The sequence below is a fragment of the Candidatus Epulonipiscium sp. genome, from assembly GCA_012519205.1.
In the GTDB taxonomy this organism is placed as follows: domain Bacteria; phylum Bacillota; class Clostridia; order Lachnospirales; family Defluviitaleaceae; genus JAAYQR01.
This window is the reverse complement of the sequence record JAAYQR010000007.1, coordinates 104,070-130,158: the sequence shown is the minus strand read 5'-3', so window position 1 is coordinate 130,158 and position 26,089 is coordinate 104,070. Positions and strand designations below refer to the sequence as shown.

Annotated in this window: 25 protein-coding genes; 2 read left to right on the top strand and 23 right to left on the bottom strand. The window is 35.7% G+C overall.

What is annotated here, in order from left to right:
• Positions 1-98 precede the first annotated feature (98 nt).
• The 5 genes from GX308_01840 to GX308_01820 form a co-directional block, all read right to left on the bottom strand.
• The gene (locus GX308_01840) at positions 99-1,169 is read right to left on the bottom strand and encodes a hypothetical protein (protein ID NLK20835.1); all 1,071 of its coding nucleotides are present in this window, start codon (positions 1,167-1,169) and stop codon (positions 99-101) included.
• Between the two features lie 45 nt (positions 1,170-1,214).
• The gene (gene miaB, locus GX308_01835; GenBank protein ID NLK20834.1) at positions 1,215-2,645 is read right to left on the bottom strand and encodes a tRNA (N6-isopentenyl adenosine(37)-C2)-methylthiotransferase MiaB; all 1,431 of its coding nucleotides are present in this window, start codon (positions 2,643-2,645) and stop codon (positions 1,215-1,217) included.
• A 162-nt stretch (positions 2,646-2,807) separates the two neighbouring features.
• Positions 2,808-3,149, bottom strand: coding sequence for a hypothetical protein (locus tag GX308_01830; protein NLK20833.1), 342 nt, complete (start codon positions 3,147-3,149; stop codon positions 2,808-2,810).
• An 89-nt stretch (positions 3,150-3,238) separates the two neighbouring features.
• Positions 3,239-3,502, bottom strand: coding sequence for a hypothetical protein (locus tag GX308_01825; protein NLK20832.1), 264 nt, complete (start codon positions 3,500-3,502; stop codon positions 3,239-3,241).
• A 77-nt stretch (positions 3,503-3,579) separates the two neighbouring features.
• On the bottom strand, positions 3,580-3,780 hold the full coding sequence (locus tag GX308_01820; protein ID NLK20831.1) for a hypothetical protein: 201 nt from the start codon (positions 3,778-3,780) through the stop codon (positions 3,580-3,582).
• A gap of 248 nt (positions 3,781-4,028) precedes the next feature.
• Here GX308_01820 and GX308_01815 point away from each other — a divergent pair, with 248 nt between their 5' ends.
• On the top strand, positions 4,029-4,673 hold the full coding sequence (locus tag GX308_01815; protein ID NLK20830.1) for a CBS domain-containing protein: 645 nt from the start codon (positions 4,029-4,031) through the stop codon (positions 4,671-4,673).
• Positions 4,674-4,698: 25 nt separating this feature from the next.
• On the opposite strand, the gene GX308_01810 is transcribed toward GX308_01815, so the two are convergent.
• The 5 genes from GX308_01810 to GX308_01790 all read right to left on the bottom strand — a co-directional run bounded on the left by GX308_01810 (position 4,699) and on the right by GX308_01790 (position 9,275).
• Positions 4,699-5,403, bottom strand: a complete 705-nt coding sequence (locus GX308_01810; protein NLK20829.1) for an ABC transporter ATP-binding protein — start codon at positions 5,401-5,403, stop codon at positions 4,699-4,701.
• An 11-nt stretch (positions 5,404-5,414) separates the two neighbouring features.
• Positions 5,415-6,173, bottom strand: coding sequence for an ABC transporter ATP-binding protein (locus GX308_01805; protein ID NLK20828.1), 759 nt, complete (start codon positions 6,171-6,173; stop codon positions 5,415-5,417).
• Between the two features lies 1 nt (position 6,174).
• A complete protein-coding gene (locus GX308_01800; GenBank protein NLK20827.1) occupies positions 6,175-7,161 on the bottom strand; it encodes a branched-chain amino acid ABC transporter permease in 987 nt (328 codons plus the stop codon).
• Between the two features lie 9 nt (positions 7,162-7,170).
• The gene (locus GX308_01795; protein ID NLK20826.1) at positions 7,171-8,058 is read right to left on the bottom strand and encodes a branched-chain amino acid ABC transporter permease; all 888 of its coding nucleotides are present in this window, start codon (positions 8,056-8,058) and stop codon (positions 7,171-7,173) included.
• A gap of 68 nt (positions 8,059-8,126) precedes the next feature.
• Positions 8,127-9,275 carry an ABC transporter substrate-binding protein gene (locus GX308_01790; GenBank protein ID NLK20825.1) on the bottom strand — a complete coding sequence of 383 codons (1,149 nt, stop codon included), beginning with the start codon at positions 9,273-9,275 and terminating at the stop codon, positions 8,127-8,129.
• A 294-nt stretch (positions 9,276-9,569) separates the two neighbouring features.
• Between GX308_01790 and GX308_01785 the strand changes: the two genes are divergently transcribed.
• Complete coding sequence (locus tag GX308_01785) at positions 9,570-10,580, top strand: ribonuclease H-like domain-containing protein (protein NLK20824.1); 1,011 nt, start codon at positions 9,570-9,572, stop codon at positions 10,578-10,580.
• A 24-nt stretch (positions 10,581-10,604) separates the two neighbouring features.
• On the opposite strand, the gene GX308_01780 is transcribed toward GX308_01785, so the two are convergent.
• From GX308_01780 to GX308_01720, 13 genes are all read right to left on the bottom strand, one after another.
• A complete protein-coding gene (locus GX308_01780; protein NLK20823.1) occupies positions 10,605-12,248 on the bottom strand; it encodes an MBL fold metallo-hydrolase in 1,644 nt (547 codons plus the stop codon).
• Between the two features lie 89 nt (positions 12,249-12,337).
• Entirely contained in the window at positions 12,338-12,871 is a 534-nt protein-coding gene (pgsA, locus tag GX308_01775) for a CDP-diacylglycerol--glycerol-3-phosphate 3-phosphatidyltransferase (GenBank protein NLK20822.1), read from the bottom strand.
• On the bottom strand, positions 12,855-14,192 hold the full coding sequence (gene rimO / locus GX308_01770) for a 30S ribosomal protein S12 methylthiotransferase RimO (GenBank protein ID NLK20821.1): 1,338 nt from the start codon (positions 14,190-14,192) through the stop codon (positions 12,855-12,857). Before rimO ends, pgsA begins: the two co-directional genes overlap by 17 nt.
• Positions 14,193-14,228: 36 nt before the next feature.
• On the bottom strand, positions 14,229-15,071 hold the full coding sequence (gene folD, locus GX308_01765; protein ID NLK20820.1) for a bifunctional methylenetetrahydrofolate dehydrogenase/methenyltetrahydrofolate cyclohydrolase FolD: 843 nt from the start codon (positions 15,069-15,071) through the stop codon (positions 14,229-14,231).
• A gap of 9 nt (positions 15,072-15,080) precedes the next feature.
• Positions 15,081-16,751 carry a formate--tetrahydrofolate ligase gene (locus GX308_01760; GenBank protein NLK20819.1) on the bottom strand — a complete coding sequence of 557 codons (1,671 nt, stop codon included), beginning with the start codon at positions 16,749-16,751 and terminating at the stop codon, positions 15,081-15,083.
• Between the two features lie 56 nt (positions 16,752-16,807).
• On the bottom strand, positions 16,808-19,174 hold the full coding sequence (locus tag GX308_01755) for a DNA translocase FtsK (GenBank protein NLK20818.1): 2,367 nt from the start codon (positions 19,172-19,174) through the stop codon (positions 16,808-16,810).
• Between the two features lie 106 nt (positions 19,175-19,280).
• Complete coding sequence (locus GX308_01750) at positions 19,281-19,508, bottom strand: hypothetical protein (protein NLK20817.1); 228 nt, start codon at positions 19,506-19,508, stop codon at positions 19,281-19,283.
• Complete coding sequence (locus GX308_01745) at positions 19,505-20,230, bottom strand: translocation-enhancing protein TepA (GenBank protein ID NLK20816.1); 726 nt, start codon at positions 20,228-20,230, stop codon at positions 19,505-19,507. The genes GX308_01750 and GX308_01745 overlap by 4 nt, the downstream gene beginning before the upstream one ends.
• Positions 20,231-20,345: 115 nt before the next feature.
• Positions 20,346-20,939: a dipicolinate synthase subunit B gene (locus GX308_01740; protein ID NLK20815.1), complete on the bottom strand. Its 594-nt coding sequence runs from the start codon at positions 20,937-20,939 to the stop codon at positions 20,346-20,348.
• Positions 20,936-21,820, bottom strand: a complete 885-nt coding sequence (dpsA, locus tag GX308_01735; protein NLK20814.1) for a dipicolinate synthase subunit DpsA — start codon at positions 21,818-21,820, stop codon at positions 20,936-20,938. The genes GX308_01740 and dpsA overlap by 4 nt, the downstream gene beginning before the upstream one ends.
• Positions 21,821-21,981: 161 nt before the next feature.
• On the bottom strand, positions 21,982-22,434 hold the full coding sequence (gene dut, locus GX308_01730; protein ID NLK20813.1) for a dUTP diphosphatase: 453 nt from the start codon (positions 22,432-22,434) through the stop codon (positions 21,982-21,984).
• Positions 22,419-23,687, bottom strand: coding sequence for an insulinase family protein (locus GX308_01725; GenBank protein ID NLK20812.1), 1,269 nt, complete (start codon positions 23,685-23,687; stop codon positions 22,419-22,421). The genes dut and GX308_01725 overlap by 16 nt, the downstream gene beginning before the upstream one ends.
• Before the next feature lie 99 nt (positions 23,688-23,786).
• On the bottom strand, positions 23,787-25,916 hold the full coding sequence (locus tag GX308_01720) for a polyribonucleotide nucleotidyltransferase (GenBank protein NLK20811.1): 2,130 nt from the start codon (positions 25,914-25,916) through the stop codon (positions 23,787-23,789).
• Positions 25,917-26,089: the final 173 nt, after the last annotated feature.

Genomic DNA, 26,089 nt, shown 5'->3' with positions numbered 1-26,089 from the left:
GGATATACTATAACTGCATTGGTGCAATAGATATTCCTAATAAAGAAAGTAAAACGGCATAGCCGATATTGAAACCGACCATGCCAATTTTTTTAGAATTATAAATCCCTATGGTAAAGCACCATTAAGAGCTCTCTTATTTCTTCCCTAGGGATGGGCTTATCTTTAAATTCCCCTACCCCATCTAGCCGTTTGTTTATTTCATGAACATCTATAAGGGGCTGCTCTAACCATTTTCTTAAAAGCCTTGCCCCCATAGCTGTTTTTGTTTTATCTAAAACCCAAAGCAGTGACCCTTTTCTTGTCTTTTCCCTTAGGGTTTCTGTTAATTCTAGATTTCTTCTAGTAGAAAGGTCTAGCCTCATATAGGCATCGGTATAATACGGGGTAATTTCATTAACATGGGCCAAACTTATTTTTTGGGTCTCTCCTAAATATTGAAGCAGGGCCCCGCAAGCACTGATTCCCAATGTGAATTCTTTCAAACCCAAACCATCGAGATTATGGACATAAAAATGCTGGCAAAGCATCTTATAGGCAGTTTCGTATTCAAAGCTCCATTCATTATGCTCGTTTATATATGTATTGTACCTATTTTCGATTTCCACTAATATCTCTTTTTGGAGCGCAAAATCCTTATTGCATATTATTTCTGCAGGATTGTATTTTGCAATCTCATCTAAAAGTCTCTTGGTGTGGGGTAACTCCATAATCTCGGTTACTTGAAATTCCCCTGTTGTAATATCTACAACCCCTAGCCCATACCCTAAAGAGCCCATAAAAATACTTAATAAAAAGTTATTTCGCCCTTCATCTAGGGCCTTGGTATCTATTTGTGTTCCTGGTGTGATGATTCTTATGATTTCTCTTTTTACGATTCCCTTTGCTTCTTTTGGATTTTCTACTTGCTCACAAATTGCTACTTTATAGCCTTTTTCTATTAATCTATTAATATAAGCCTCTGCAGAGTGGTAGGGAACCCCGCACATAGGGGCCCTTTCCGGTAATCCACAGTCTCTCCCTGTTAAGGTAATCTCGAGGGCTTTTGATGCAATCAAGGCATCTTCAAAAAACATTTCGTAAAAATCCCCAAGACGAAAAAACAAAAGACAGTCCTTGCAATTTTCTTTTATATCAAAATACTGCTGCATCATAGGCGTTAATGCCAAAGTCCTTCCCTCCTTGGCTGTCATTTTATAAAAATACAACCTTAATCAGTCTAATTTTCCGACTAGATAAAATGTTTTAGCATAGATAATCGCTACCTTAACGAACTCTCCAATAAGGGTCCTATCCCCTTCAAAATGAACCAAATACCCATCATTTGTTCGTCCGGTAAGGAAGTTTTTATCGCTTTTACTTGGTTCTTCTACTAATATTTCCACCATCTTACCAATCATGGATTGGGTCTTTTCGGCGATAATTGGTTTTAGGGCTTTTTGAAGGGCATTAAATCTTTCTTGGGCTATTTCATCAGGCACCTGTTCATCCATCGTAGCTGCAGGGGTTCCCGTACGTTTGGAGTATAAAAATGTATATGCCCCATTAAACCCTATTTTCTGAACGATATCTAAGGTATCTAGAAAGTCTTCTTCTGTTTCTCCGGGAAAGCCCACTATAATATCTGTTGTTAAGGAAATACCGGGAATGGCTTCTTGTATTTTCTTAGCTAAGTTTAAGTATTGTTCTTTGGAATATCTTCTATTCATTTTTTTAAGGATTTGGCTGCTTCCTGCTTGAAAAGGAAGATGAAGGCTATTACATACCTTATCGCATTCTTTCATGGCCTCTATTAGCTCATCGGAAAGATCCTTAGGATGTGATGTCATAAAACGAATCCGTCTTAATCCTTCTATTTCATTTATTTTTCTAATAAGCTGTGCAAAGGTCATTTTTTTGTTTAAGGTCTTACCGTAGGAATTTACATTTTGCCCCAATAGCATAATTTCTTTTACGCCATCAGCCACTAAATCTCTAATCTCATTTATAATATCTTGTGGTTCCCTACTTCTTTCTCTTCCCCTTACATAGGGTACAATACAATAGGTACAAAAATTATTACAGCCATACATAATATTTACACTAGCCTTAAATTTGTATTTTCTAACGCTAGGTAAGTCCTCAACGATTTCTTTATGTTCTTTCCAAATATCGATAACCGTTTCTTTAGTTTCTAGATAAGTTTGAAATAGCTCCGGCATTTTATATAGATTAAATGTTCCAAAAATGATGTCCACATGCCTATACTTTTTCCTTATGGCATTAAGAACAGATTCTTGCTGCATCATACATCCGCATATGGCGATGACAACATCCTTTTTTGTTTGTTTGTGATGCTTTAAAAAGCCCAGTTTCCCATAAACCTTCTGTTCGGCATTTTCCCTTACGCAACAGGTATTATATAGGATAAAATCTGCATCTGTTTCTTTTTCAATTTTTTCATAGCCCATTTGTTCCAACATACCCTCTAATTTTTCTGAATCATGGGCATTCATTTGACAACCAAAGGTGGATATATGGTAATATTTTTGTTTAGCATCCCTCGACTTTTCGGCATCGTTTTTCATTCTTATTTGCTTGATGATTTCTTCCTGTCTCATGGCTTCTTCAGTTGTCATAATACATGGTGTCGGTCTTTTACTCATCTATTTTAATCCTCCCTATTCTTATCTAAACATTATAATTGTACATAATACCCTAATTATTTGCAAGTAATTTACTATGAATTACGACATATAAAATGCCCGCAAAACAAAATAAAAATAAGGCCTTGGCATTCCAAAACCTTATTATACTATATTATGAATCTAGAGTAAAAATGAAATCCAGACAATGTGGGTACTAAGTACCATCAGATACCAACAGAAACATAGCTTGAGATATCGGATGCTTTTCCTGATAAGTTCTGGGTTTGAAGCAGATAATCTTAAAAAAACGAAAATCAATAACAAAGTAGGAATAACCCCTTTAATCATTACAAATAAAAAAGGGTCTTGCACTATAGAGGATAATAGGGGATTTATTTCTACACCATGCCCATTTATAGTGGCATATAAGGTCAAAATCATATCCAATAAATTTTCTAGAGCTATGTAAATGAAATACTTTCTAGCAATATGCACAGAAGAAACTCCTTCTAATTTAGCCATATTAACCACCCTTTACCAATTTAGTTATCTTAATTATGCCCTAGGTGAGTTATTTTATTCTTATGATTAAAAAAAGCGGCTGCGCCGCTTTATCGAACCATATTAAGGAGTTTTATAATTTGAGTATATTCATTGGGAATATCCTCCCTTTTAATTTCTTCTTTTTCTATTAAATTATCGATGATTTTTTTGAGATTAATAATATCATTATAGAGTTGGATAGGATCATACCAATCCGTATGCATTCTTCTTTCTAGGTGTTCGATTCTTTCCCGTATCCTAGGGATTATCATTTTATCATTTCTACTTATGGTGCAATTTGCAACTTTACTTTCTTTCATTTGTGCATACATAGTTTTCCCCCTTAAATAGTAATATACATATTATACCATATATGGGTTTATAGTCTAGCTATTTTTGTTTAAAATATTTATTCAGTTTCCGTCATCGAATCAATAAATGAGTTTAATTTTTCTATTTCATCGGGGTGGCTGCATTTCATAGTATCTATTTCTTCTGTATAAAAGTTTTTAAGATAAATATTCATCTCATTATCAATATTTTCGGTACGAATGCATCTAAACCCATCCTTATATTTTTCTTTTAATTCTTCTAAATGTTTATGTTTCAAGTTAATCTCTCCTTAAAATTAAATTTCTATTAGGATAACTTAAATCTACTTAATCTATACATAAATTAATGATTTACTATAATTTATTTATGTATACTTTATGCTATAATTTTATGACTGTTTAGTATTTAAAGGAACCTTCCTAGATGATTTCACATCGTCTCTATGAATAATTAAATTTTATAAGTGTGAAATATATATCTATATGATATAATAAGGACAGAAAATATATTATGGAGGTGTAGATTATGTATGTTAAAAATAGAATGAATACCAATGTCATTACCGTATCTCCAGACGCATCCATCACTACTGCCTTTAACTTAATTATGGAACATGGCTATTCACAGCTTCCTGTTATTGAAGGCAAACAGCTAAAAGGATTAGTTACAGAACATATCCTTAAGGAAGTAAGTCCCTCTAAGACCACTTCCCTTAGCATCTTTGAACTTAACTACCTTTTATCAAAAACTAAGGTAAAAGATATAATGCTTACAGGTTTATTCACCGCATCTCCTGATATGCTTATTGAAGAAGCTGCTGTTTTGCTTCGTGGTAATAATATAGGCTCTCTTCCCGTTGTAGATGATAAGGGTGAACTAGTTGGCATTATTACCCGAACAGATATATTAGATGCGTTCATCGAGTTTCTTGGTGCCAATGATCATGGAACTAGAATCTCCCTTGAAGTAAAAGATGAACTAGGTACTCTGGCTGATATTTCCAGTGTTATTAAAGAATATGGCATCAACATCCACCATGTAACCAATTTTGATATAGAAAATGAAAGAAGTGAAATAATCATCAGATTAAATACCACTTATGTTGACGATTTATTAAATACATTAAAAAATCGGGGATACAATGTTTTATCCGTTAGTAAAAAAGACTAAAAAAAGAAGGCACCGCCTTCTTTTTTTATGATCCTAGATATGCTTTTTTAACCTCTTCATTGCCTAGGAGTTCTCTTGCATTACCTTCTAGAACAACTTTGCCAGTTTCTAACACATATGCCCTATGGGCTATGGATAATGCTATATTTGCATTTTGCTCAACCAGTAAGATGGTTGTCCCTGTAGAATTGATTTCCTTTATAATATTAAAAATTTCCTGAACAAGAATTGGTGCAAGTCCCATGGAAGGTTCATCCATTAGTAGAAGTTCAGGTTTAGACATTAATGCCCTTCCTATGGCAAGCATCTGCTGTTCCCCTCCACTTAACGTTCCTGCTAACTGCTTTCTTCTTTCCTTTAATCTTGGGAATTTATTAAATACCATCTCAAAACTTTCTTCTATGCCACTTTTATCTTTTCGTATAAATGCCCCCATTTCTAGATTTTCCTGGACGGTCATTTGGGCAAAAACCCTTCTACCCTCTGGTACATGGGCCATTCCCATCGGTAATAATTTATGGGCATCTATAGCATCAATTCGTTCATTTAAAAAGGATATTTCTCCACTTCTAGCTCTCATAAGCCCGGAAACAGTATGAAGTATCGTAGTCTTTCCTGCCCCATTAGCTCCTATTAGAGTCACTATTTCCCCATCTTTAACTTTAAAGCTTATATTTTTAATGGCATGGATTGCCCCATAATACACATTAATATTTTTTATTTGTAGCATTTACAGCCCTCCTATTCACCTAAGTAGGCGCCGATTACTTTTTTGTTCTTTTGGATTTCCAAAGGAGTCCCTGTTGCAATAATCATCCCATAATCGATAACAACTATTTTTTCACAGATTCCCATAACTAGACCCATATCATGTTCAATAAGAAGTATAGCGATATTAAACTTATTTCTGATAAAATGAATTGTTTCCATCAGTTCCTTTGTTTCTTGAGGATTCATCCCTGCTGCAGGTTCATCTAGCAACAGTAGTTTAGGGTCTGCTGCTAGGGCCCTAGCAATTTCTAATTTTCTTTGCTGGCCATAGGGAAGGTTTTTTGCTGTTATATTTGCACTCTTTTCCATATCAAAAAGGGATAGAAGTTCCAAGGCTTTTTCATGGACTTCCTTTTCTTCCTTCCAATAAGAAGGCATTCTTAATATTCCTGATGCAATGGAGTGTTTCATTTTATGATGAAATGCTATTTTAACATTATCCATAACTGATAAGTCCTTAAACAATCTTATGTTTTGGAATGTCCGTGCTATGCCCCTTTGAACAATTTCATAGGTTTTTTTCCCTACGATGTTTTCACCATTTAAATTGATAACACCCTCTGTAGGATGATACACTCCTGTTAATAGGTTAAAAATAGTTGTTTTTCCTGCCCCATTTGGACCAATAAGTCCCATTAATTGCCTATCTTCTATATGAATGCTAAAATTTCCAACAGCTCTTAACCCGCCAAAGGTAATCCCTAGGTCTTTAGTTTCTAGTAAAGCCATATTACTCACTCCTTTCATTACTGTTAGGAGTAACTTTTAGATTATTTTTTCTTTTTTGCAGGAACCGGCTAATAGAAAACTCCCTTTTACCCAAAAGTCCTTCTGGTTTAAAAATCATCATAATAATAAGCAAAACTGAATAAATCAACATACGCCAATCGGCAAAATCCAGTAATAACTGAGGTAATACTGTAAGGATAATAGCTGCTACTATGGACCCTGTAAGGCTGCCCATTCCTCCTAATACAACAATAATAAGGATTTCGATTGAGTACATAAATTTAAAGTTTTCTGCCCCTAATACATTATTAAAGTGGGCAAATAATCCCCCACCAATTCCTGCGAAAAATGCAGCAATGGAAAATGCAAGTATTTTATAAAACGTAGTAGGAACCCCCATGGCCTCAGCTGCAATTTCGTCCTCACGAATTGAGATAATTGCCCTACCATGTCTTGAATTAATCAAGGTGTAAATAATAGCTACAACCAAAACAGCAACCCAAAAAGCCGAGCTAAAAGTAGTAAGAGGCAAAATTCCCTTAAGCCCTCTTGCCCCACCGGTAATATTCAAATTTAATATAATAACTCTGATGATTTCGCCAAAACCTAGGGTAATTATAGCAAGATAATCTCCTTTAAGACGAAGTGCCGGAATCCCTATAAGGATCCCGAAAATCCCTGCTAATATTCCTCCAATTAAAATAGATACTACAAGTTGCAGTAAACCCGGTAAATTCATCATAGAAGTGGTAATTGCCGCCGCATAGGCACCAATTGCCATAAATCCTGCATGTCCTAAAGCCAGCTGTCCCAAATATCCCGTAGCCAGGTTTAAGCTGGTTGCCAAAACAATATTAATGCATATACCTATTAGAATACCTTCATAATAGCTATTAACAATACCTGCCTGCATGAGCAGAATTAAAATAACGTAAATAGAGATGATTAGGGACAAATTAATGATATAGGATTTCCACTTATTACCCATTCTGCTCACCTACACTTTCTCTTTAATATTTTTGCCAAATATCCCTGAAGGTTTTATACTTAATACAATAATTAAGATTCCAAATACCACGGCATCCGCCAGTTGACTGGATATATATCCCTTTGTAAAACTTTCTGCAATTCCCATGATAAAACCCCCAAGCATAGCCCCCGGGATAATTCCTATTCCTCCTAATACAGCAGCAACGAAGGCTTTAAGCCCTGGCATCATTCCCATAAAGGGTTCGATTAATGGATATGCTGCACTGTATAGAATGCCTCCGATAGCTCCTAGGGCCGAACCTATGGCAAAAGTAATAGAGATAGTAGTGTTTACATTAATCCCCATTAATTGTGCTGCCCCTTGGTCCTCTGAAACTGCTCTCATGGCCTTCCCTGTTTTCGTTTTTCTAACAAAAAAGTCCAACACCACCATTAAAACCAAGGATATAACTATGGTAACAGCAGTAATTCTACTGATTCTAAGGGAACCAATGAAAATAGGTTCAGGATTAAATAATGTTGGAAAAGGTCTTGGGTTTGCGCCAAAAATTTTAAAGAATAGATTTTCCAAAAACAAACTTACCCCTATAGCTGTAATAAGAGCAGATATCCTTGGTGCGCCTCTAAGAGGTTTATATGCAATCTTTTCAATCAAAATCCCAGATACCAAGCAAAATAAAACAGAAATAATAAGAACTGCCCATAAAGGCATTCCAAATCCTGTAATGGATACAAAGGCAATAAATGCCCCCATCATAATGATATCCCCATGGGCAAAATTGATTAGTTTAACGATACCATATACCATAGTATATCCCAAAGCAATCAGGGCATATATACTTCCTATATGAATCCCGTTGATGAGTTGTTGTAAAAATTTAGTTAAGAATTCCATCTTCTGCCCTCCTTTTGTTAAATGTTTTAAAAATGTAGAGAAAGGGAGAATTTCTTCTCCCTTTGTGATTAAAGGCTCATCTTTGTAAATAATCTATTCTTACCATCTTCTATCTTTATGATGGATACTTCTTTAACAGGGTTTCTATTTTCGTCAAAGGTAACTGTTCCAGTAACAGAAGTAATATTAGTTTCGCTTAAAGCCTCTGCAACTGCTTTTTTATCGGTGGACCCTGCCTTTTCTATAGCTGCTGCTAAAATTTTTATAGCATCATAACCTAATGCCGCAAAACTCACAGGGTCTTCATCATATTTTTCTTTGTATGCTGTCAAGAAATCTTGAACCTGTGAAGCTGTATCATCGGTTGAGTAGTGATTACAAAAGTATGCCCCTTCTACTGCTTCGGCATTTACTCCTATTACTCCATCCCAACCATCCGCGCCAAGTAAAGCTGCGCTGATTCCTACTTCCCTTGCCTGTTGTGCAATAAGTCCTACGGTGTTGTAATAATCAGGAATAAATAATACTTCCGGATCCTTAGCTTTTACATTTGTAAGAACTGCCTTAAAATCTTTGTCATCCCCATTATATCCTTCGTAGCTTACAATTTCTGCTCCATTTGCTTCAAAGGCAGCTTTAAAAGCTTCTGCAACTCCTACTGAATAGTCATCTGCTGTGTTATACACAACTGCTGCTTTTCCTGCCTTCAAATCCTCTACTGCAAACTTAGCCATAATTTCCCCTTGATATGGATCTATAAAACAAGCACGGAAAATATTAGGTCCTGCTTCAGTTACCTCTAAAGCGGTAGCTGTAGGAGAAATCATTGGGATATTATCCTTTGCAGCCAATGGTGTTACCGATAGAGTTGGCTTACTGGTCACCGCACCAAAGATTGCATCTACTTTATCATTACTGGTTAACTTTTTATAAGCATTAACTGCTTCTGTGGTATCTCCTTTATCGTCATAAACTATATATTTAATTTGCTTATTTAAGATACCTCCTGCTGCATTAATTTCCTCTATTGCTAATTTTGCCCCTCTATCTGCTGCAACTCCATAAACAGCCACGTTCCCTGTTAGAGGTGCTATACCTCCAATCTTTATTTCATCTGAATCCGCTGATTTACCCCCTTGGTTTCCACAGCCTACAAGGGAAGAAACCATAAGACTCCCTGCAAGTAATAATGTCATTAATTTTTTTGTCGTATTCATAATCTTCCTCCTTATAATTTTACAAAAATATGATTTGTTATATTTTTATATCAATTTATATATGAAATTATATAACTAAACTCTTGCAATTTCAAGAATAATTTTCGATAGTTTTGCTTTTGTTATCATTTGGCAAAATTAAATTCTTGCATATTTATAAATTCGTTTGTATTATATATACATATATTTTATAAGGAGCCTTAAAATGTATAAATTAGTCAAAGAATTTCGATTTTATGATGCATGTAATTATTTTTTTCAAAATATAATAAAAAAGAACTTCTCTTTTTCGATATAGAAACCACTGGCTTTTCAGCTGAGCACTCTAAGGTATTTCTTATTGGCTGTGCCTATTTCAAAAACAATCACTGGATTTTGAATCAGTTTTTTGCTGAAAATCCCGATGAAGAAAATGATGTCATCGATGGCTTTTTTAAGCTTGCTTCTTCATTTAGCCATATAATTCATTTTAATGGGGATACATTTGATATCCCTTATCTAGAAAAAAAGGCTCGTATCGCAAAAATCCCAAATCCCTTAAAAAACATGAAAACCATAGACATCCTAAAATATATCCGGCCATATAAAAATACCTTAAATTTAGATAATTGTAGATTAAAAACAATTGAAAGGTTTCTAAATATAAATAGGAAAGATATTTACGATGGTAGAGAATTAATTAGCCAGTACAAGAGATACTGCCATAGCCCTAAGGATAATCTTTTAAACAATTTGCTTACTCATAATGAAGAGGATATTTATGGATTGCTTAAAATCCTAAGAATCTATGACATTATGGAATATATTAAAAAATTGAGCACAGTTTCTTTTTATAATGATATTGTCTCCATAAACTTAAAAAACAAAGCACTTTTATTTTCATTAAAGGTTCTAAAACCCTCCCCCCTCTCCCATATTATAAAAGATAAAGGCTGGCACTGTTCTTTAACTAGTAAGAGCCCCGTGATTGATTTTAATGTACATACTTTTAGGGGCACTTTGTATCACTTTTTCCCCAACTACAAAGAATATTATTATTTACCCGAGCAGGATGAAGCTGTTCATAAATCCCTAGGTAGTATTATCCCTAGGGAAAAACGAGAGCCTGCTAAACGCTCCACCTGCTATATCAAAAAAACAGGTCTGTTTTTACCGATAATCTCGGATAATATTGGTCTCCCTGTATTTATGGACTCTTATGATTCGGATAAAAAATACATTTATATAGAATATGACCTAATACAAAATAATAAAACCAAATTAATTCATTTAGGAACTCATTTTATAGATTTTATGACAAATTAAAAACAGCAGAATGCTCTGCTGTTTTTATAATGACCCTTGTAGAATTTGATTAATTCTCTTAATAGAATGATGGACTTCTTCTATTTTATCCTGAATGATTTGTATTTCTGCATCTTCCTTGCCATTTAATATTTCTTGGTTCAAAGTCTTAGTTAAGAAGTAAATCTCTTCTGAGAGAATATCGATTTGAGCCAATAGTTGTAAGCGGATGAAATTATCTTTAAGCTTTTTAACTGGTTTATGGGTGATAATGCGAGTAGCCGTTAATTCATAATTGTCTCCTCGTCCGGGGATAATCGTCTCTAGGTTAAAATGGGTTTTAAGTAGTTTTGCAAAAACTTTTTGAGCTTCTAGCTCCCCGTGGGTTATGAACACCTTTTTAGGCATTTTTTTAAAACGACCGACCCAGTTAATGAGCCCTTGTTGATCTGCATGGCCTGAATACCCATCTATACTTTCTATCCTTGCTTTAATAGAGATATCCTCTCCTAATATCTTTACCTTATTTACCCCATCTAATATTCTTCTTCCTAAGGTTCCCGGTGCCTGATACCCCACAAATAAGATTGCACTATTTTCCCTCCAAAGATTATGTTTTAAATGATGCTTAATTCTGCCTGCTTCACACATTCCACTGGCCGATATAATAATAACCGGTTCCTTTTTTTCATTAAGAAGTTTTGATTCTTCCGGGGTTCTTGAAAAACTTAAATTGGGAAAATCTAAAGGATTATCCCCGTTTTCAACATAGGCCCTTGCCTCTTCATCATAACAATCCAAATTCTTTCTAAATACTTCTGTCGCTGAAATTGCCAAGGGGCTATCCACATATACGGGAACATGGGTTAAAAACTCCATATCCTCTTTATATAGTTTTCTATATTTATGAAGTTCGTAAATGATTTCTTGGGTACGTCCAACGGCAAATGAGGGAATAATGACATTACCGCCTTTTTTGATAGTATCCTCAATGATGTTAAGTAGCTTTCTTACTTTGTTTTCATGTTCCTTATGAAGCCTATTTCCATAAGTAGATTCTATAATCAAATAATCGGCACTTTCAATAATCTCCGGATTTTTTAATAAAGGAATATCCTGATTCCCTAAGTCCCCCGTGCATACTATTTTTGTTTCGTTTTCATCTTCTCGGACCCATATTTCCAAAATAGCTGAACCTAAAATATGCCCCGCATCAGAAAACCTTATGGTTATATTTCCCTCTAAATGTAATTCTTCATGATATTTAACCGGCGTAAAATATTGAATAGAATCTATGGCATCCTGATAAGTATACAATGGCTCTAAAAGTGGCTTACCTGCCCTTTGTCTTTTTCTGTTTTTCCATTCTACTTCTGACTCTTGAATATACCCGCTATCTGGAAGCATGATTGCACATAAATCAGCGGTGGCTTTGGTAGATATTATCTCCCCATGAAAACCATCCTTACAAAGCTTAGGTATTCTCCCACTATGGTCAATATGGGCATGGGTTAAAAATACATAGTCAATTGAACCTGGAGCAAAAGGAAATTGTTCAAAGTTTATATCTTCTTCTTTATCATGGCCTTGAAACATTCCACAATCAATCAAAACATTTTTACCGTTTGCCTCCATCAAATAACAAGAACCGGTGACAGTTTGAGCTGCTCCTAAAAAAGTTAGCTTCATAATGGTCCCCCCTTCGTAATACGCAGTAAAATTCAAGACTAAAAATGTTTCTTATTAAATAAATTCGACATTTATTTCACTGAATCCTTTTAATTACGAAAAACTTGCTTGTTTTTTACTATATAGTCCACCCCAGATATGATTGTAAAAGCAACCGCCAACCAGGTTAAAATTATTTCTAATAAGTATAGGCTAGGAATATTTAATAAGATGATGATTATCATAAGCATCTGGGATATAGTTTTTATTTTGCCCCACCAACTAGCGGCAATGACTATACCCTCTGAAGCTGCCACTATCCTAAAGCCCGTGATAATAAATTCACGGCTTAATATGATAGTGACAATCCATGCAGGCAAATCTCCTAATTCAACTAGACTTATTAATGCTGAGGTCACAAGAAGTTTGTCTGCTAAGGGATCCATGAACTTACCTAGGGTCGTAATTTGATTTCTAGATCTTGCAATATATCCATCTAGCATATCTGTAAGAGATGCTAGGATAAATATAATGAGTGCAATTATTCTTCTCTTGGGGTCCCCAATCCAGTCAGTTAAAAGTATGATTAAAAATATAGGAATCATACCTATTCTTAAAAAGGTTATTTTATTTGCTAGGTTCATTAATTATCTCCCCTATTAAATCATATTCTTGGGCTTTGGTTACAATTACTTTAATAAACTCTCCGGATAAAATTTCTTTATCGGTTTGAATAAATACCATTCCATCTATTTCTGGAGAATCCCTATAGGTTCTCCCACAATATATATTCTCTTTAGGAAGCTTTCCTTCTATAATGACATCTAAAGTTTTTCCTATAAATGCCCTAGATTTTTCTGCACAAATATTTTCTTGTATTTGCATAATGTTATTTTTTCTAGACTCTTTAACATTATTCGAAATCTGTCCACTCATTTTGGCAGCTGCGGTACCTTCTTCTTTTGAGTAAGAAAAAACACCTAAACGATCAAATTTCACCCTATTTACAAAGTCCACCAAATCATCGTACTCTTCCTTGGTTTCCCCTGGAAATCCAAGTATTAGAGTTGTTCTAAGACAAATTTCTGGAATCTTTTTCCTCATTTTATTGATAAGTTCAATTAGTTCTTCCTTATTGCTTTTTCTTCCCATTCTTTTTAAAACAGAGTTATTGGCATGTTGTATTGGCATATCTAAGTATTTACATATCTTTTTTTCCCTTGCAATCACTTCTATAAGTTCATCGGTTATTTCCTCGGGGTAGCAGTATAAAAGTCGAATCCATTCCAGTCCTTCAATTTCACATAGTTTGGTCAAAAGTTGTGGAAGCCTTTTTTTCCCATATAAATCACATCCATATCTAGTGGTGTCTTGGGCAACTAATATAAGTTCTTTTACCCCTTGATGGGCTAGGGTTTTTGCTTCCTTAAGCAAACTTTCTATGGAACGGCTTCTATAAGAACCCCTAAGCTTTGGAATAATACAATATGTACATTTATTATTGCAGCCCTCTGCAATCTTAAGGTATGCAAAGTACCCCCCTGTACTTATTATTCTTTCATTATCTTCATTAAGCTTGGCATCTATGGGCTTAAATCTTTGGACCTTTTTCCCCTGTATAACCTCTTGCACTACTTCTACAATATTTTCGTAACTTGTGGTTCCAACTACAGCATCTACTTCGGGGATTTCTAATAGTATTTCCTCCTTGTAGCGCTCTGCCATACAACCGGTTACAATAAGTGCCCTACAATTGCCATGTTTTTTATACTCTGCCATTTCTAATATATTCTCAATGCTTTCTTCTTTGGCATCCTGTATAAAACAACAGGTATTAACCACTAGTACTTCTGCTTGATCTTCATCAGGTATTAAAATAAAACCCGCCTTTTGTAATAGAGCAAGCATTACTTCACTGTCTACTAAATTTTTGTCACAACCTAAGGAAACAAATGCTATTCTAATTGACAAAATAATCCCCTTCCTAGCTATTCACACAATCTACAATGCTGCCTTTACACAATTTTTCATTAACATAGCAATGGTCATAGGCCCTACTCCTCCGGGAACTGGAGTGATGGCTGTTGCCTTTTGTTTACAGTTTTCAAAATCTATATCACCACATAATTTGCCATTTTCTAAACGGTTAATCCCGACATCTATGAGTATGGCACCTTCCTTAACCATATCAGCGGTGATAAAGTTAGGTTTGCCTATAGCTGCCACGAGGATATCGGCACTTTTACATACCTTAGCCAAATCCTTTGTGCGTGAGTGACAGATTTCTACTGTTCCATTATTGCTTAGTAATAGCAAAGCCACAGGCTTTCCAACGATATTGCTCCTACCTACTATGACACATTTTTTTCCTTCAATTTCAATTTGGGTTCTTTTGATTAATTCTATGATTCCTGCAGGGGTGCAAGGTAAAAATCCATCTAATTCCCCTATTGTAATCAATCCTACGTTTATAGGATGGAAACAATCTACATCCTTTTTAGGGTCAATGGATAAAAGAACCTTATTTTCATCTATATGTTGGGGCAGGGGAAGCTGAACTAATATACCGTTTACCTCTTTTGTGTGATTGAGTACATCTATAAGTTTTAATAGCTCTTCTTCCGTTGTTTCTTTTGGAAGCTCATAGGAAAATGAACGGACTCCTATGTATTCACAGGCCTTTTTTTTATTGTTTACATAGACCTTAGAGGCAGGATTTTCCCCAACCAATACAACGGCTAATCCTGGGGTTATTCCTCTTTGTTTAAGGGCTTCGACTTCCGTTTTTAGTTCATCTTTTATATCCTGTGCTATTTTTTTCCCATCTATTAAAATCGTATCCATAAAATCCTCCTAGAATAATCCTGTAATTTGTCCATTGCTATTAATATCTATATTCATTGCTGCTGGTTTTTTAGGAAGCCCTGGCATTGTCATGATTTCTCCGGTTAAAGCAACGATAAATCCAGCCCCAGCAGATAATTTCAATTCCCTAACGGTAACTTCAAAATCTTTCGGCCGTCCAAGTAAGGCGGGGTTATCCGATAGGGAGTATTGTGTTTTGGCAATGCATATGGGCATCTTATCCAAATTCATATCCTCGATTTGTTTCATATCTGCCCTTGCCTTAGGGGTAAATACAACTCCCTTTGCCCCGTATATTTTCTTTGCTATGGTTTCTATTTTTTCTGTTATAGTATCATGGGCATCATATAGGACTTGGAAATTTGAAGGTTTGTTTTCTAGGGTATCGATGACTTGATGTGCCAGTTCCAATCCACCTTCCCCTCCTTTTTCCCATACTTTAGAAATAGCAAAAGAACATCCCATGGCTTCACATTTTTCTTTAACATAGGCAATCTCTTCATCCGTATCTGTAGAAAAGGCATTAAGGGTCACTACAATAGGGGTCTTATATTGATTTATGTTTTCTATATGTTTTTCAAGGTTTACAAAGCCTTTTTGAAGGGCCCCTAAATTTTCTATACTTAGTTGGTCCTTGGCAATTCCCCCATTATACTTTAAGGCCCTGATGGTAGCTACCAATACCACTGCATCTGGTTTTAATCCCCCCAAACGACATTTAATGTCCAAAAACTTTTCTGCTCCTAAATCTGCTCCAAAACCTGCTTCTGTTACTACAATATCAGAAAGTTTTAAGGCCAATTGAGTTGCCCTAATGCTATTGCATCCATGGGCAATATTTGCAAACGGACCTCCATGCATAATAACAGGGGTGTTTTCTAAAGTTTGAACTAAATTAGGCTTTAGGGCATCCTTAAGCAGGGCTGCCATTGCCCCATTTACTCCCAAATCATTAGGGGTTATTGGATCCTTATTAAAATTATAGGCTACAATAATTTTCCCCAGTCTTTCTTTTAAATCTTCTAAATCCTTGGAAAGACAAAGTATCGCCATGACTTCTGAGGCCACTGTAATCATATATCCGTCTTCCCTAGGCATTCCATGGGCCCTGCCCCCTAAGCCCACTACTATATTTCTTAAAGCTCTGTCATTCATATCTATGACTCTTTTCCAAAGGATTTGTCTTGGATCAATTTGCAGTTCGTTGCCCTGTTGAATATGATTATCTATAACTGCCGAAAGCAAATTATGGGCTGTTGAAATAGCATGGATATCCCCTGTAAAATGAAGGTTGATGTCTTCCATAGGAACCACCTGGGCATATCCACCCCCAGCTGCTCCCCCTTTGACTCCCATACAAGGCCCTAGGGAAGGTTCTCGAAGAGCCACAATAGCCTTTTTATTTAGTCTACAAAGGGCTTGTCCGAGACCGACAGATATGGTGGTCTTTCCTTCTCCAGCCGGAGTAGGATTAATTGCGGTTACTAAAACTAATTTCCCATCCTTATTGTTTCCTACCTTTTCCCATAGGGTATTGGATAACTTCGCTTTGTATTTTCCATATAGTTCTAAATCATCCGTATTGATGTTAAGGTTTGAAGCAATTTCAGTAATAGGTTTTATGGCTGCTTCCTGTGCAATTTCAATATCACTTTTCATTTGTTATCCTCCCTCAAAACTTTAAAATGTTTCATTTGCAAATGCTGTTTACAGTATTACAAATTAGATGCTTTTTGTCCAGTGTCTAATTTTATTTGTTCAAATTCTTCCTTGCTAATAAGGACTTTTCTTGGTTTGCTTCCCTCATCGGGACCTACAATATTTCTTTGCTCCATTTCTTCCATTATCCTTGCTGCCCTATTAAATCCGATTCTTAGGTATCTTTGAAGCATAGAAATAGATGCCTTTTCTTTATCGATGACCATTTCAATTGCCTGGTCTAAAAATTCATCCACCGCCTCTCCCTCTGAGGGTAGACTGCCGGAGGATGTTATTTTTTCAAGTACATCCTCATCATATTCTGCACTTCCAGTAGTTTTAATACTTTCTACTATACTTTCTACTTCTTTATCAGAAATAAACGCCCCCTGAATCCTTACAGGTTTTGAAGCTCCTACGGGGTAAAATAGCATATCACCTTTTCCTAGGAGCTTCTCTGCCCCCACCATATCTAAGATAGTCCTAGAATCCGTTCCTGAGGAAACCGCAAAAGCAAGTCTTGAAGGAATATTTGCCTTAATAACCCCTGTGATTACATCAACTGAAGGCCTTTGGGTAGCAATCACCAGATGTATGCCTGCTGCCCTTGCCATTTGTGCTAAACGGCAAATAGCATCCTCAACATCTCCCGGGGCGCTCATCATTAAATCCGCCAATTCATCAATGATTATCACCATCTGGGGCATTGTTTCCACGTTATCTTCTTCTGTCTGATCTTTTTTCATATTATTATAACCCTTAATATCCCTAACATTATTTTCTGCAAAAAGTTTATAGCGATTAGTCATTTCCTGTACTGCCCAGTTAAGGGCCCCTGCTGCTTTTTTAGGATCTGTGACAACAGGAATCATAAGATGGGGTATTCCATTATATACACTTAATTCAACCACCTTAGGGTCAATCATTAATAACTTTACTTCATTAGGGTTAGCCTTATAGAGAATACTTGTAATTAAGGTATTAATACATACACTCTTACCTGAACCGGTTGCCCCTGCAATAAGCAAATGGGGCATCCTAGCAATATCTGTCACTACAGAATTACCGGCAATATCCTTTCCTAGGGCAAAAGCCAGTTTAGATGGGAACTTGTCAAATTCATCCCCTTCAATCACTTCTCTTAAAAATACGGACTGTGCTTCCTTATTAGGCACCTCTATCCCCACAGCGGCTTTCCCGGGTATTGGGGCTTCTATCCTTATTCCTGCCGCAGCTAAGTTAAGGGCGATATCATCTGCTAAATTTACAATCTTGCTTACCTTTACTCCCTGACTGGGCTGCAATTCGTATCTTGTTACAGCAGGTCCCCTACTAATCTGTAGCACCTTTGCATTTACCCCAAAACTAGATAAGGTTTTTTCTAACTTTTTGGCATTATCTAGCATCATCTTCTTAGAATTAGATGTTACAGTGCTTTCGTTTAGTTGTAACAAACCAATAGAAGGAAATTTATAATTTATTGGACTATTTCCAGAAGAAATATTATCCATGGATTTTTCGACATCTGGATTTTGTTTTGTTTCTTTTTTTATAGGTTCCTTATTGCTTTTTTGATGTTCTTGTTTTTGGGCAAAATCCAATACTTTTATTTCCTTATCTTTTTCTACTGTATCCCTAGTAGCTTCTATATGTACATGTTCATCTTGCGGTGTATTTTCTTCCCTGGATATGTTTTTATTTTCTTCTTTGATTTTGTGCTTTTCTTTCCTTTTTAAACTTCTGTCTTCTTGAACCTTTTGATAGCTATGTATTAGATTTTTTATCTTGCATATTTGTTTTGCAAGCAATTTTGAAATTAAAATAATCCCTTCTACGAAGGATCTACCAGTTAATAAAATAAATATTATGATAAAAAGGGTGATAATTAAAATATAAGTACCATATATGCCAATTATCTTTAGTAAAAAATTGCCTAATGCAGCACCTATTACTCCCCCATTATTCCAATTACCTCTGCCGTAAAAATACTTTATTTTCTCCCACAAATTTATCCCCACTATGGAATATGAAGCTAAATTCATACTGTGGACAAATGTAGATACCAAAACCAATAAAGCAAAACTCATAGCCATTTTAATCCTAGTATAATTGTTCATTTTCTTAAGAAGCATAAGCATCCCTGCTATGGAAATAAGTATAGGTAATCCATAGGCGGCAATACCCATAATCCCCATAAAAAAGTGATGAATCCATCTTCCGATTAATCCACCCTGTTTAGTATATATACCCACTCCAAAAATAAGTGCTATGGCAAAAATAAATATCCCTTGGATTTCTTGGGACAATGGTCCCCTAGGAGATTTTACTTTGCTTATAGGTTTTTTAATGTTTTTTTTAGTACTGCTGCTTGTCTTTCTTTTCATATTTGTCCTTCCCCTTTTTAAATAAAAAGTGCTAGCTTTTGCTAACACGTTTAACACAATTATAACACTGTTTAAATGTTTTTGTAATATGATTTTATATTTTTGTTCAGAATCTGTTGATTTTTTCCATAGAAAAGATAGTGCCCGGTTGTAATTCCTGATTTAGATAATCTCTTGGATCTGTGGATATGATTCTTTGTATACTTGCTCCTTTATCCCTATCTACAGCAATTTGCAATAAGCATCCTCTGTATTCTACTTCTTCAAGTTTAAAACTTTCATCGCTTTTTAAAACACTAAAGATGACCTCATTAGGTATGATAGAGTAAATCACTTTTTATCCTCCTTGGATTTTTTGTCTTCTTCAATTAAGGCATATAGTTTTTTTAAGGCATCATCCAATCCACCCACCTCATCAATTAGCTTTTCTTTTACAGCTTCTTCCCCTATGACGATTGTCCCAACGTCCTTTGCCAGCTTCCCGGTATCAAGCATGAGTTCTTTAAAACGCTGTTGAGAAATTTTTGATTTTCGCGAAACAAAATCAACAATCCTTTCTTGCATTTTATCGAAATATTCAAAGGTTTGGGGGACTCCTATAACCGTACCACTCATACGAACAGGATGAATGGTCATAGTGGCACTGGAGGCTATAAAAGAATATTTTGCGGATACTGCCAGGGGAACCCCAATGGAATGTCCTCCGCCCAGCACTAAAGATACCGTTGGTTTCCCCAAGGAGGCAATCATCTCTGCAATGGCAAGCCCTGCTTCCACATCTCCACCAACGGTGTTTAGTACCAAAATTACCCCGTCAATTTCATCATTATCCCTTATTGCCACCAATTGTGGAATCACATGCTCATACTTTGTTGTTTTGTTTTGAGGCGGTAGGGCGATATGCCCTTCAATTTGACCTATAATAGTGAGACAGTGAATCCTTTGTTTATTTCTATCATTATCTTTTGGTAAAGGCATCTGACCAAATTCTTTTATGGATTCAGTTACAGGGTCTTGTTCCTTATTGCATTCCTTGGGTATGGTTTCATTGTTCATAAAATTTCTCCTCTTTAATAATATAATGTTTATTTTTAGTATGGGTCGTTTAAGAGGAGTTCATTCAAAAATATTATGCCATATTCTTTACCTCAGATGCAAATAGAAATACCTATCACTTATTCATATCAATAATCACCGGCTGGATTTGTTCGCCTTTCAAGGCTTTTATTATTGATTTTGATATCAAATGCATATCTGCCACTATAGAGTTTGGCTTTTTTTTATAATTATCCTGACCCATAGGAACAAAATATATCTTTTTACTATTCATAAGAATTCCGATATTTCTTATATTAGCCCCTAGGCCATCATTGGTAGCTACAGCCAATACAACAGGCTTGTTATTTCTAAGAATTGCCTTAGCTGCCATTAATACAGGGGTGTCGGTTATGGCATTGGCAAGTTTTGCCAAGGTGTTTCCTGTACATGGGGCAACAATCAATATATCAACTATATTATCAGGACCTAAAGGCTCTGCTTCTGTAATTGTTTTAATTATACTTTTTCCTGTTATTTTTTCAATTCTATCTATATGGTCCTTAGCCGCACCAAATCTTGTATCCGTTTGATAGGAATTATATGACATAATCGGAAACACTTCCGCCCCTGCCTGAACTAAATTTTCTATTTCTGGTATCACTTTAGCATAGGTACAGTAGGACCCGCATAATGCAAATCCAATCTTTACATTTTTTAAACTACTCATTTAACTACCCCCATCTCGCTATATATGTTAAATATGGTATCGCGAATAATTAATGCTGCTGTTTTCGGTGCCACTTTGCCCGGTAAACCTAAAGCAAGGATAGCCTTTAATCCCAGCTCTTTTGCACCGTCATAATCTACTCCCCCAGGCTTTGAGGCTAAATCAATTATTAAAACATCCTTTTTCATTTTTTTAAGCATTTCTAAGTCCAAAATCTTAGAAGGAATTGTGTTAAAAATAAAATCAAATTCACCTATAAATTCCTCCAAACGACTAAGGTCCATTGGTTGATATCCATAGCTTTTGATATAGGCTAAATCTTCGGCTTTCCTGGCCTCCACTGTGAGATTAGCACCAATACCTTTTAGTATATGAGCTAGTATTTTACCACATCTCCCAAAACCCAGTATCAGACTTCTACTGCCATGGATTGTAATCTCGCTATTTTCCATAGCACATTGGATGGCTCCTTCTGCTGTAGGTATGGCATTTAAAATCGACAATTCTTCTCTTTTTAATAAATCAACTATTTTAAAGTCATAAGATCTTGCGATTTTTTGTATTTCAGGAGTAATCATTCCTGCCATAAAAAGCTTGCCCTTGGGAATATGTTTGAAAACATTTTCCAAGTTTATGGGTGAATCCTGATATTTAGAAAATAATGTGGTATTGTCAGAAGAACAAGGAATAGGTCCAATAATCATATCTGCTCCCGCAAGTGCTTGATGAAGGGTGTCAAAAACGAGTACATTATCCTTAAAATCAATTCCATTTAATCCAAATACCCGGACTTCCATTCCTTCTTCTATTAAAAGATTGATTAATTTTATTTGCCGTAGGTCTCCTCCAATAATGGCAATTTTAAGCCTTTTAAGGTTCAATCCAATCCCTCCTGCCAAAACCTTACAAATTTTTTATTTATCCTTAGGGGATATCGATAGTATAGTTTATGTAATAGCTACTGTATTTGGTGCTAGTCCATAGGAAGCAATAGGATTCCCCAGATATTAAAAGCCGTATGAACATAAAGTTCATACGGCTTTTAATATCCTGTGTGTCCAAAACCCCCGGAGCTTCTCTCTGAATCCTCCAATTCTTCCACAAGGGTCCATTTTATTTGTTCGATTTTATTAATAACCATTTGGGCTATCCTATCCCCTCTTTTTATGACAAAATCATCCTCGCCAAAGTTAATCATGATAATTTTGATTTCTCCCCTGTAATCTGCATCTATTGTTCCTGGACTATTTACAATACCTATCCCGTATTTGTACGCCAATCCACTTCTAGGTCGAATTTGGGCTTCGTACCCCCTAGGAAGTTGAATACAAATTCCTGTTGGAATTAGCTTAATGGCTCCTTTTTTTAAGGTTATTTCTTTTTCTATATTGGCATAAAGATCCATCCCTGCAGATTCCCTTGTCATATAGTGGGGCAGTGGGATATCTTCTGCTCCCTCCAACCTTTTTATTTTTATTTTTAATGCATCAGACATATTTTTTTAATCTCCTTAATATCCACATGTTCTATTTTTCCCACTAAAGATAAGCTAATTTGAGAAAAATCAAATACTCTCTCTATAACATGATGATTTTTTTCCATGGTGACTTCATCCACCCTTCGAATAATTTCATCCGGTGTATTAATCCTATTTAATAGTAGTTGAGATTTTCCTATGCTAGACATCCTACTGCTAGTACTTTCCAGTCCCATAATATAACTACTTTTTAATTGTTCCTTTGTCCTTATTAGATCTTCTATAGATATTTGCTCTTTTTTGATTGCTTCTATTTCTTTCATAATTAGTTCGATTGCCTCTAAAGTTTGCAGAGGATTCATCCCAGCATAGATGGTAAACAGCCCCGTATCTTTATAATTAGTAGGATAGGAGTAGATGGAGTAAGCCATACCCCTATCTTCCCTAATTTTTTGGAAAAGCCTTGAACTCATTCCCCCTCCTAATATGGTATTTAATATAATTAGGCTATATACGAATTTTGAGTCTGAAGGGATACCAGGAAAACTTAAGCATAGGTGTACTTGTTCTATATCCTTTGATTTGCTTATTATTTTTGGGATGTATTTTGGGGTCATAAGAGGATTATCCTCCTTATCCCCAAAGGTCCAATGGCTAAATTTTTCTTCTATTGTATTTATCATTTCCTCGTAATTAAAATTCCCTGCCACTGCTATTACTGTGTTTTCCGGACGATATCTTTTCTTATAGAAGGATATCAATCTCTCATTATCAAAGTTTTCTATAGTTTTATGAGTTCCGAGGATGGGTTTCCCTAAGGGATTATTAGGCCATACGGCTTCCTGCATTAAATCATGAACCAATTCTTCTGCAGAGTCTTCATACATATTGATTTCTTCTAGTATAACCCCTTTTTCTTTTTTAATTTCCTTATCCTCAAAATGAGAATTAAAAAACATATCTGTAAGTATATCTAAAGCTTGGTTAAAATGATTATCTAAGGATCTAAAATAATAACAGGTGTATTCCTTAGTTGTATAGGCATTAAGTTGCCCTCCAATGGAATCCATTTCATCTGCAATTTCCTTTGAGGTTCTGTCTTTTGTGCCCTTAAACATCATATGTTCGATAAAATGAGAAATGCCATTTTCATAGTTTTCCTCATGGCGGGAGCCATTGCCAACCCAAAGTCCAAAAGCAATCGAACGAACAAAGGGCAGTTTTTCTGCTACGATGGTAACACCATTGGGTAATTTTTTAAGCTCAAACATGGGGTTCTCCTTTTTAATTACAATTCTATTGATTTATTATAACCTCTTTTATGAAAAATAAAGAATAATACAAGAAAACATAAACCTCTGGGTTTATGTTTATTCTTTGGTTTGTTCTTTGGTTTCTTCCTTTTCAGGTTTTGGAAGGGTGTCTTTTCTAGATAAGTTAATCCTTCCTTGCTTATCTATATCTGTTACTTTAACTAGTATTTCATCTCCCACATGAACAACATCTTCAACATTTTTAACATGTTCATGGGCTAACTTTGATATATGAACCAAGCCTTCTTTTCCTGGTGCAACCTCAACAAATGCACCAAAGTTCATAATTTTAACTACCTTACCAAGGTATATTTCCCCCGGTTCAATTTCTTTTGTAATACCTTCTATAATGGATAGAGCTTTTTTTACCCTTTCGGAATCTACACCGCATATGAATATGCGTCCATCATCTTCGATATCGATTTTTACCCCTGTTTCATCAATAATCTTATTAATAGTTTTTCCCCTAGGCCCAATAATTTCACTGATTTTTTCAGGGTCCACATTGGTTCTAACAATCTGCGGAGCATAGGAGGACAAGGATTTTCTAGGTTCAGGAATAGCCCTTAACATAACTTCGTCTAGGATGTATGCCCTTGCTCTTTTGGTTTGTTGTAATGATTGTTCTATGATTTCTTTTGTTAGTCCTTGGATTTTCATATCCATTTGTATTGCAGTAATTCCTTTATGGGTCCCGGCAACTTTAAAGTCCATGTCTCCAAAAAAGTCTTCAAGCCCTTGTATATCGGTAAGAAGTACAAAATCATCGTCACTTTCCCCCGTTATAAGGCCTACAGAAATCCCTGCTACAGGAGCTTTAATCGGTACCCCTGCCGCCATCAAAGACAATGTGCTACCACATACACTGGCTTGGGAAGTGGAGCCGTTAGAGCTTAATACTTCTGAAACCAGACGGATAGCATAGGGAAATTCCTCTTCACTAGGGATAACAGGAAGAAGTGCCCTTTCTGCCAAAGCCCCATGACCGATTTCTCGTCTTCCTGGGCCTCTTGAAGGTCTTGTTTCTCCTACAGAATAGGATGGAAAATTATAATGATGCATGTACCGTTTGGTATCTTCTAGGGCATCTAGACCATCTAATATTTGTACATCTCCCATAGCTCCTAGGGTTGTTACGGTTAAAACCTGAGTTTGTCCTCTTTTGAATATAGCAGAACCATGGGTTCTTGGAAGGATATCTACCTCTGCTGAAAGGGATCTAATTTCTTCTAGTGACCTTCCATCAGGACGTTTATTATCTTTTAAAATCATCTTTCTAACTGTTTCTTTTTCGTATTTATATATTGCTTCATTGATATAAGGTTCGTATTCAGGGTTGTTTTCCATAAAATACGCCATAACTTTTTCTGTAAGGGCTTTCATCTGCTCGTCCCTTTGTTGCTTATCATCGGTGAAAACAGCTGCTTCCATTTCTTCCCCACTTACTAAAGCCTTAACTGCATTGTATATTTCTTGGGGAATTTCGTGCTTTTCGTAATCATGTTTTGGCTTTCCACATTCTGCTTGGATTTCTTCTATGAATTTTACAATCTTTTGGTTTTCTTCATGACCCCTAAAGATTGCCTCTAACATAATACTATCCTCGATTTCATCTGCCCCTGCTTCTATCATCATTACCTTATCCTTTGTAGAAGACACCGTTAAAGAAAGAGTGCTCACTTCCCTTTGTTCCGAGGTAGGATTGATTACTATTTCCCCATCTACATAACCCACATTAACAGAGCCTGTAGGTCCAAAAAACGGAATGTCAGATATAGAAAGTACAATGGAAGATCCTATCATCGCAGCTATTTCTGGGCTACAATCTTGGTCTACGGAGAGAACCGTAGATACAACCGAAACATCATTACGATAATCTTTAGGGAATAACGGCCTAATCGGACGGTCAATAACCCTTGAAGTAAGTATTGCTTTTTCTGTTGGCTTCCCTTCTCTTTTTATAAATCCTCCAGGAATCTTACCAACTGCATATAACCGCTCTTCGTAATCAACGCTTAATGGAAAAAAGTCTATTCCTTCTCTTGGTTTATCTGAAGCTGTCGCCGTAACTAAAACTACTGTATCTCCATATCTTACAATGGCAGCACCATTAGCCAATTCTGCTACTTTGCCTATTTCAACTACGAGTTTGCGTCCAGCTAAGTCTGTTGAAAATGTTCTAGACATATAGTGTGTTTCTCCCTTCTAAATTAGTCTTATGTATAGATTTACAATTATAGAATTTAATTATTCATATTATACCATGTAAATCCCAATTATGATAAATAATTTATAATAATTATGATAATTTATATTTTAGTTACTTTTATTGCAAAATAAAGAAGCGGATTATCCCGCTT

Coding starts and splice junctions, on each gene's coding strand:
- GX308_01760 (NLK20819.1), bottom strand. CDS start 16,751: ATGAAAAGTGATATTGAAATTGCACAGGAAGCAGCCATAAAACCTATT.
- GX308_01745 (NLK20816.1), bottom strand. CDS start 20,230: ATGAACAATGAAACCATACCCAAGGAATGCAATAAGGAACAAGACCCT.
- GX308_01800 (NLK20827.1), bottom strand. CDS start 7,161: ATGGGTAATAAGTGGAAATCCTATATCATTAATTTGTCCCTAATCATC.
- folD (NLK20820.1), bottom strand. CDS start 15,071: ATGGATACGATTTTAATAGATGGGAAAAAAATAGCACAGGATATAAAA.
- GX308_01725 (NLK20812.1), bottom strand. CDS start 23,687: ATGTTTGAGCTTAAAAAATTACCCAATGGTGTTACCATCGTAGCAGAA.
- GX308_01780 (NLK20823.1), bottom strand. CDS start 12,248: ATGAAGCTAACTTTTTTAGGAGCAGCTCAAACTGTCACCGGTTCTTGT.
- GX308_01790 (NLK20825.1), bottom strand. CDS start 9,275: ATGAATACGACAAAAAAATTAATGACATTATTACTTGCAGGGAGTCTT.
- GX308_01720 (NLK20811.1), bottom strand. CDS start 25,916: ATGTCTAGAACATTTTCAACAGACTTAGCTGGACGCAAACTCGTAGTT.
- dut (NLK20813.1), bottom strand. CDS start 22,434: ATGTCTGATGCATTAAAAATAAAAATAAAAAGGTTGGAGGGAGCAGAA.
- GX308_01815 (NLK20830.1), top strand. CDS start 4,029: ATGTATGTTAAAAATAGAATGAATACCAATGTCATTACCGTATCTCCA.
- GX308_01755 (NLK20818.1), bottom strand. CDS start 19,174: ATGAAAAGAAAGACAAGCAGCAGTACTAAAAAAAACATTAAAAAACCT.
- GX308_01830 (NLK20833.1), bottom strand. CDS start 3,149: ATGGCTAAATTAGAAGGAGTTTCTTCTGTGCATATTGCTAGAAAGTAT.
- pgsA (NLK20822.1), bottom strand. CDS start 12,871: ATGAACCTAGCAAATAAAATAACCTTTTTAAGAATAGGTATGATTCCT.
- GX308_01810 (NLK20829.1), bottom strand. CDS start 5,403: ATGCTACAAATAAAAAATATTAATGTGTATTATGGGGCAATCCATGCC.
- miaB (NLK20834.1), bottom strand. CDS start 2,645: ATGAGTAAAAGACCGACACCATGTATTATGACAACTGAAGAAGCCATG.
- GX308_01825 (NLK20832.1), bottom strand. CDS start 3,502: ATGTATGCACAAATGAAAGAAAGTAAAGTTGCAAATTGCACCATAAGT.
- GX308_01795 (NLK20826.1), bottom strand. CDS start 8,058: ATGGAATTCTTAACTAAATTTTTACAACAACTCATCAACGGGATTCAT.
- GX308_01805 (NLK20828.1), bottom strand. CDS start 6,173: ATGGCTTTACTAGAAACTAAAGACCTAGGGATTACCTTTGGCGGGTTA.
- GX308_01740 (NLK20815.1), bottom strand. CDS start 20,939: ATGAGTAGTTTAAAAAATGTAAAGATTGGATTTGCATTATGCGGGTCC.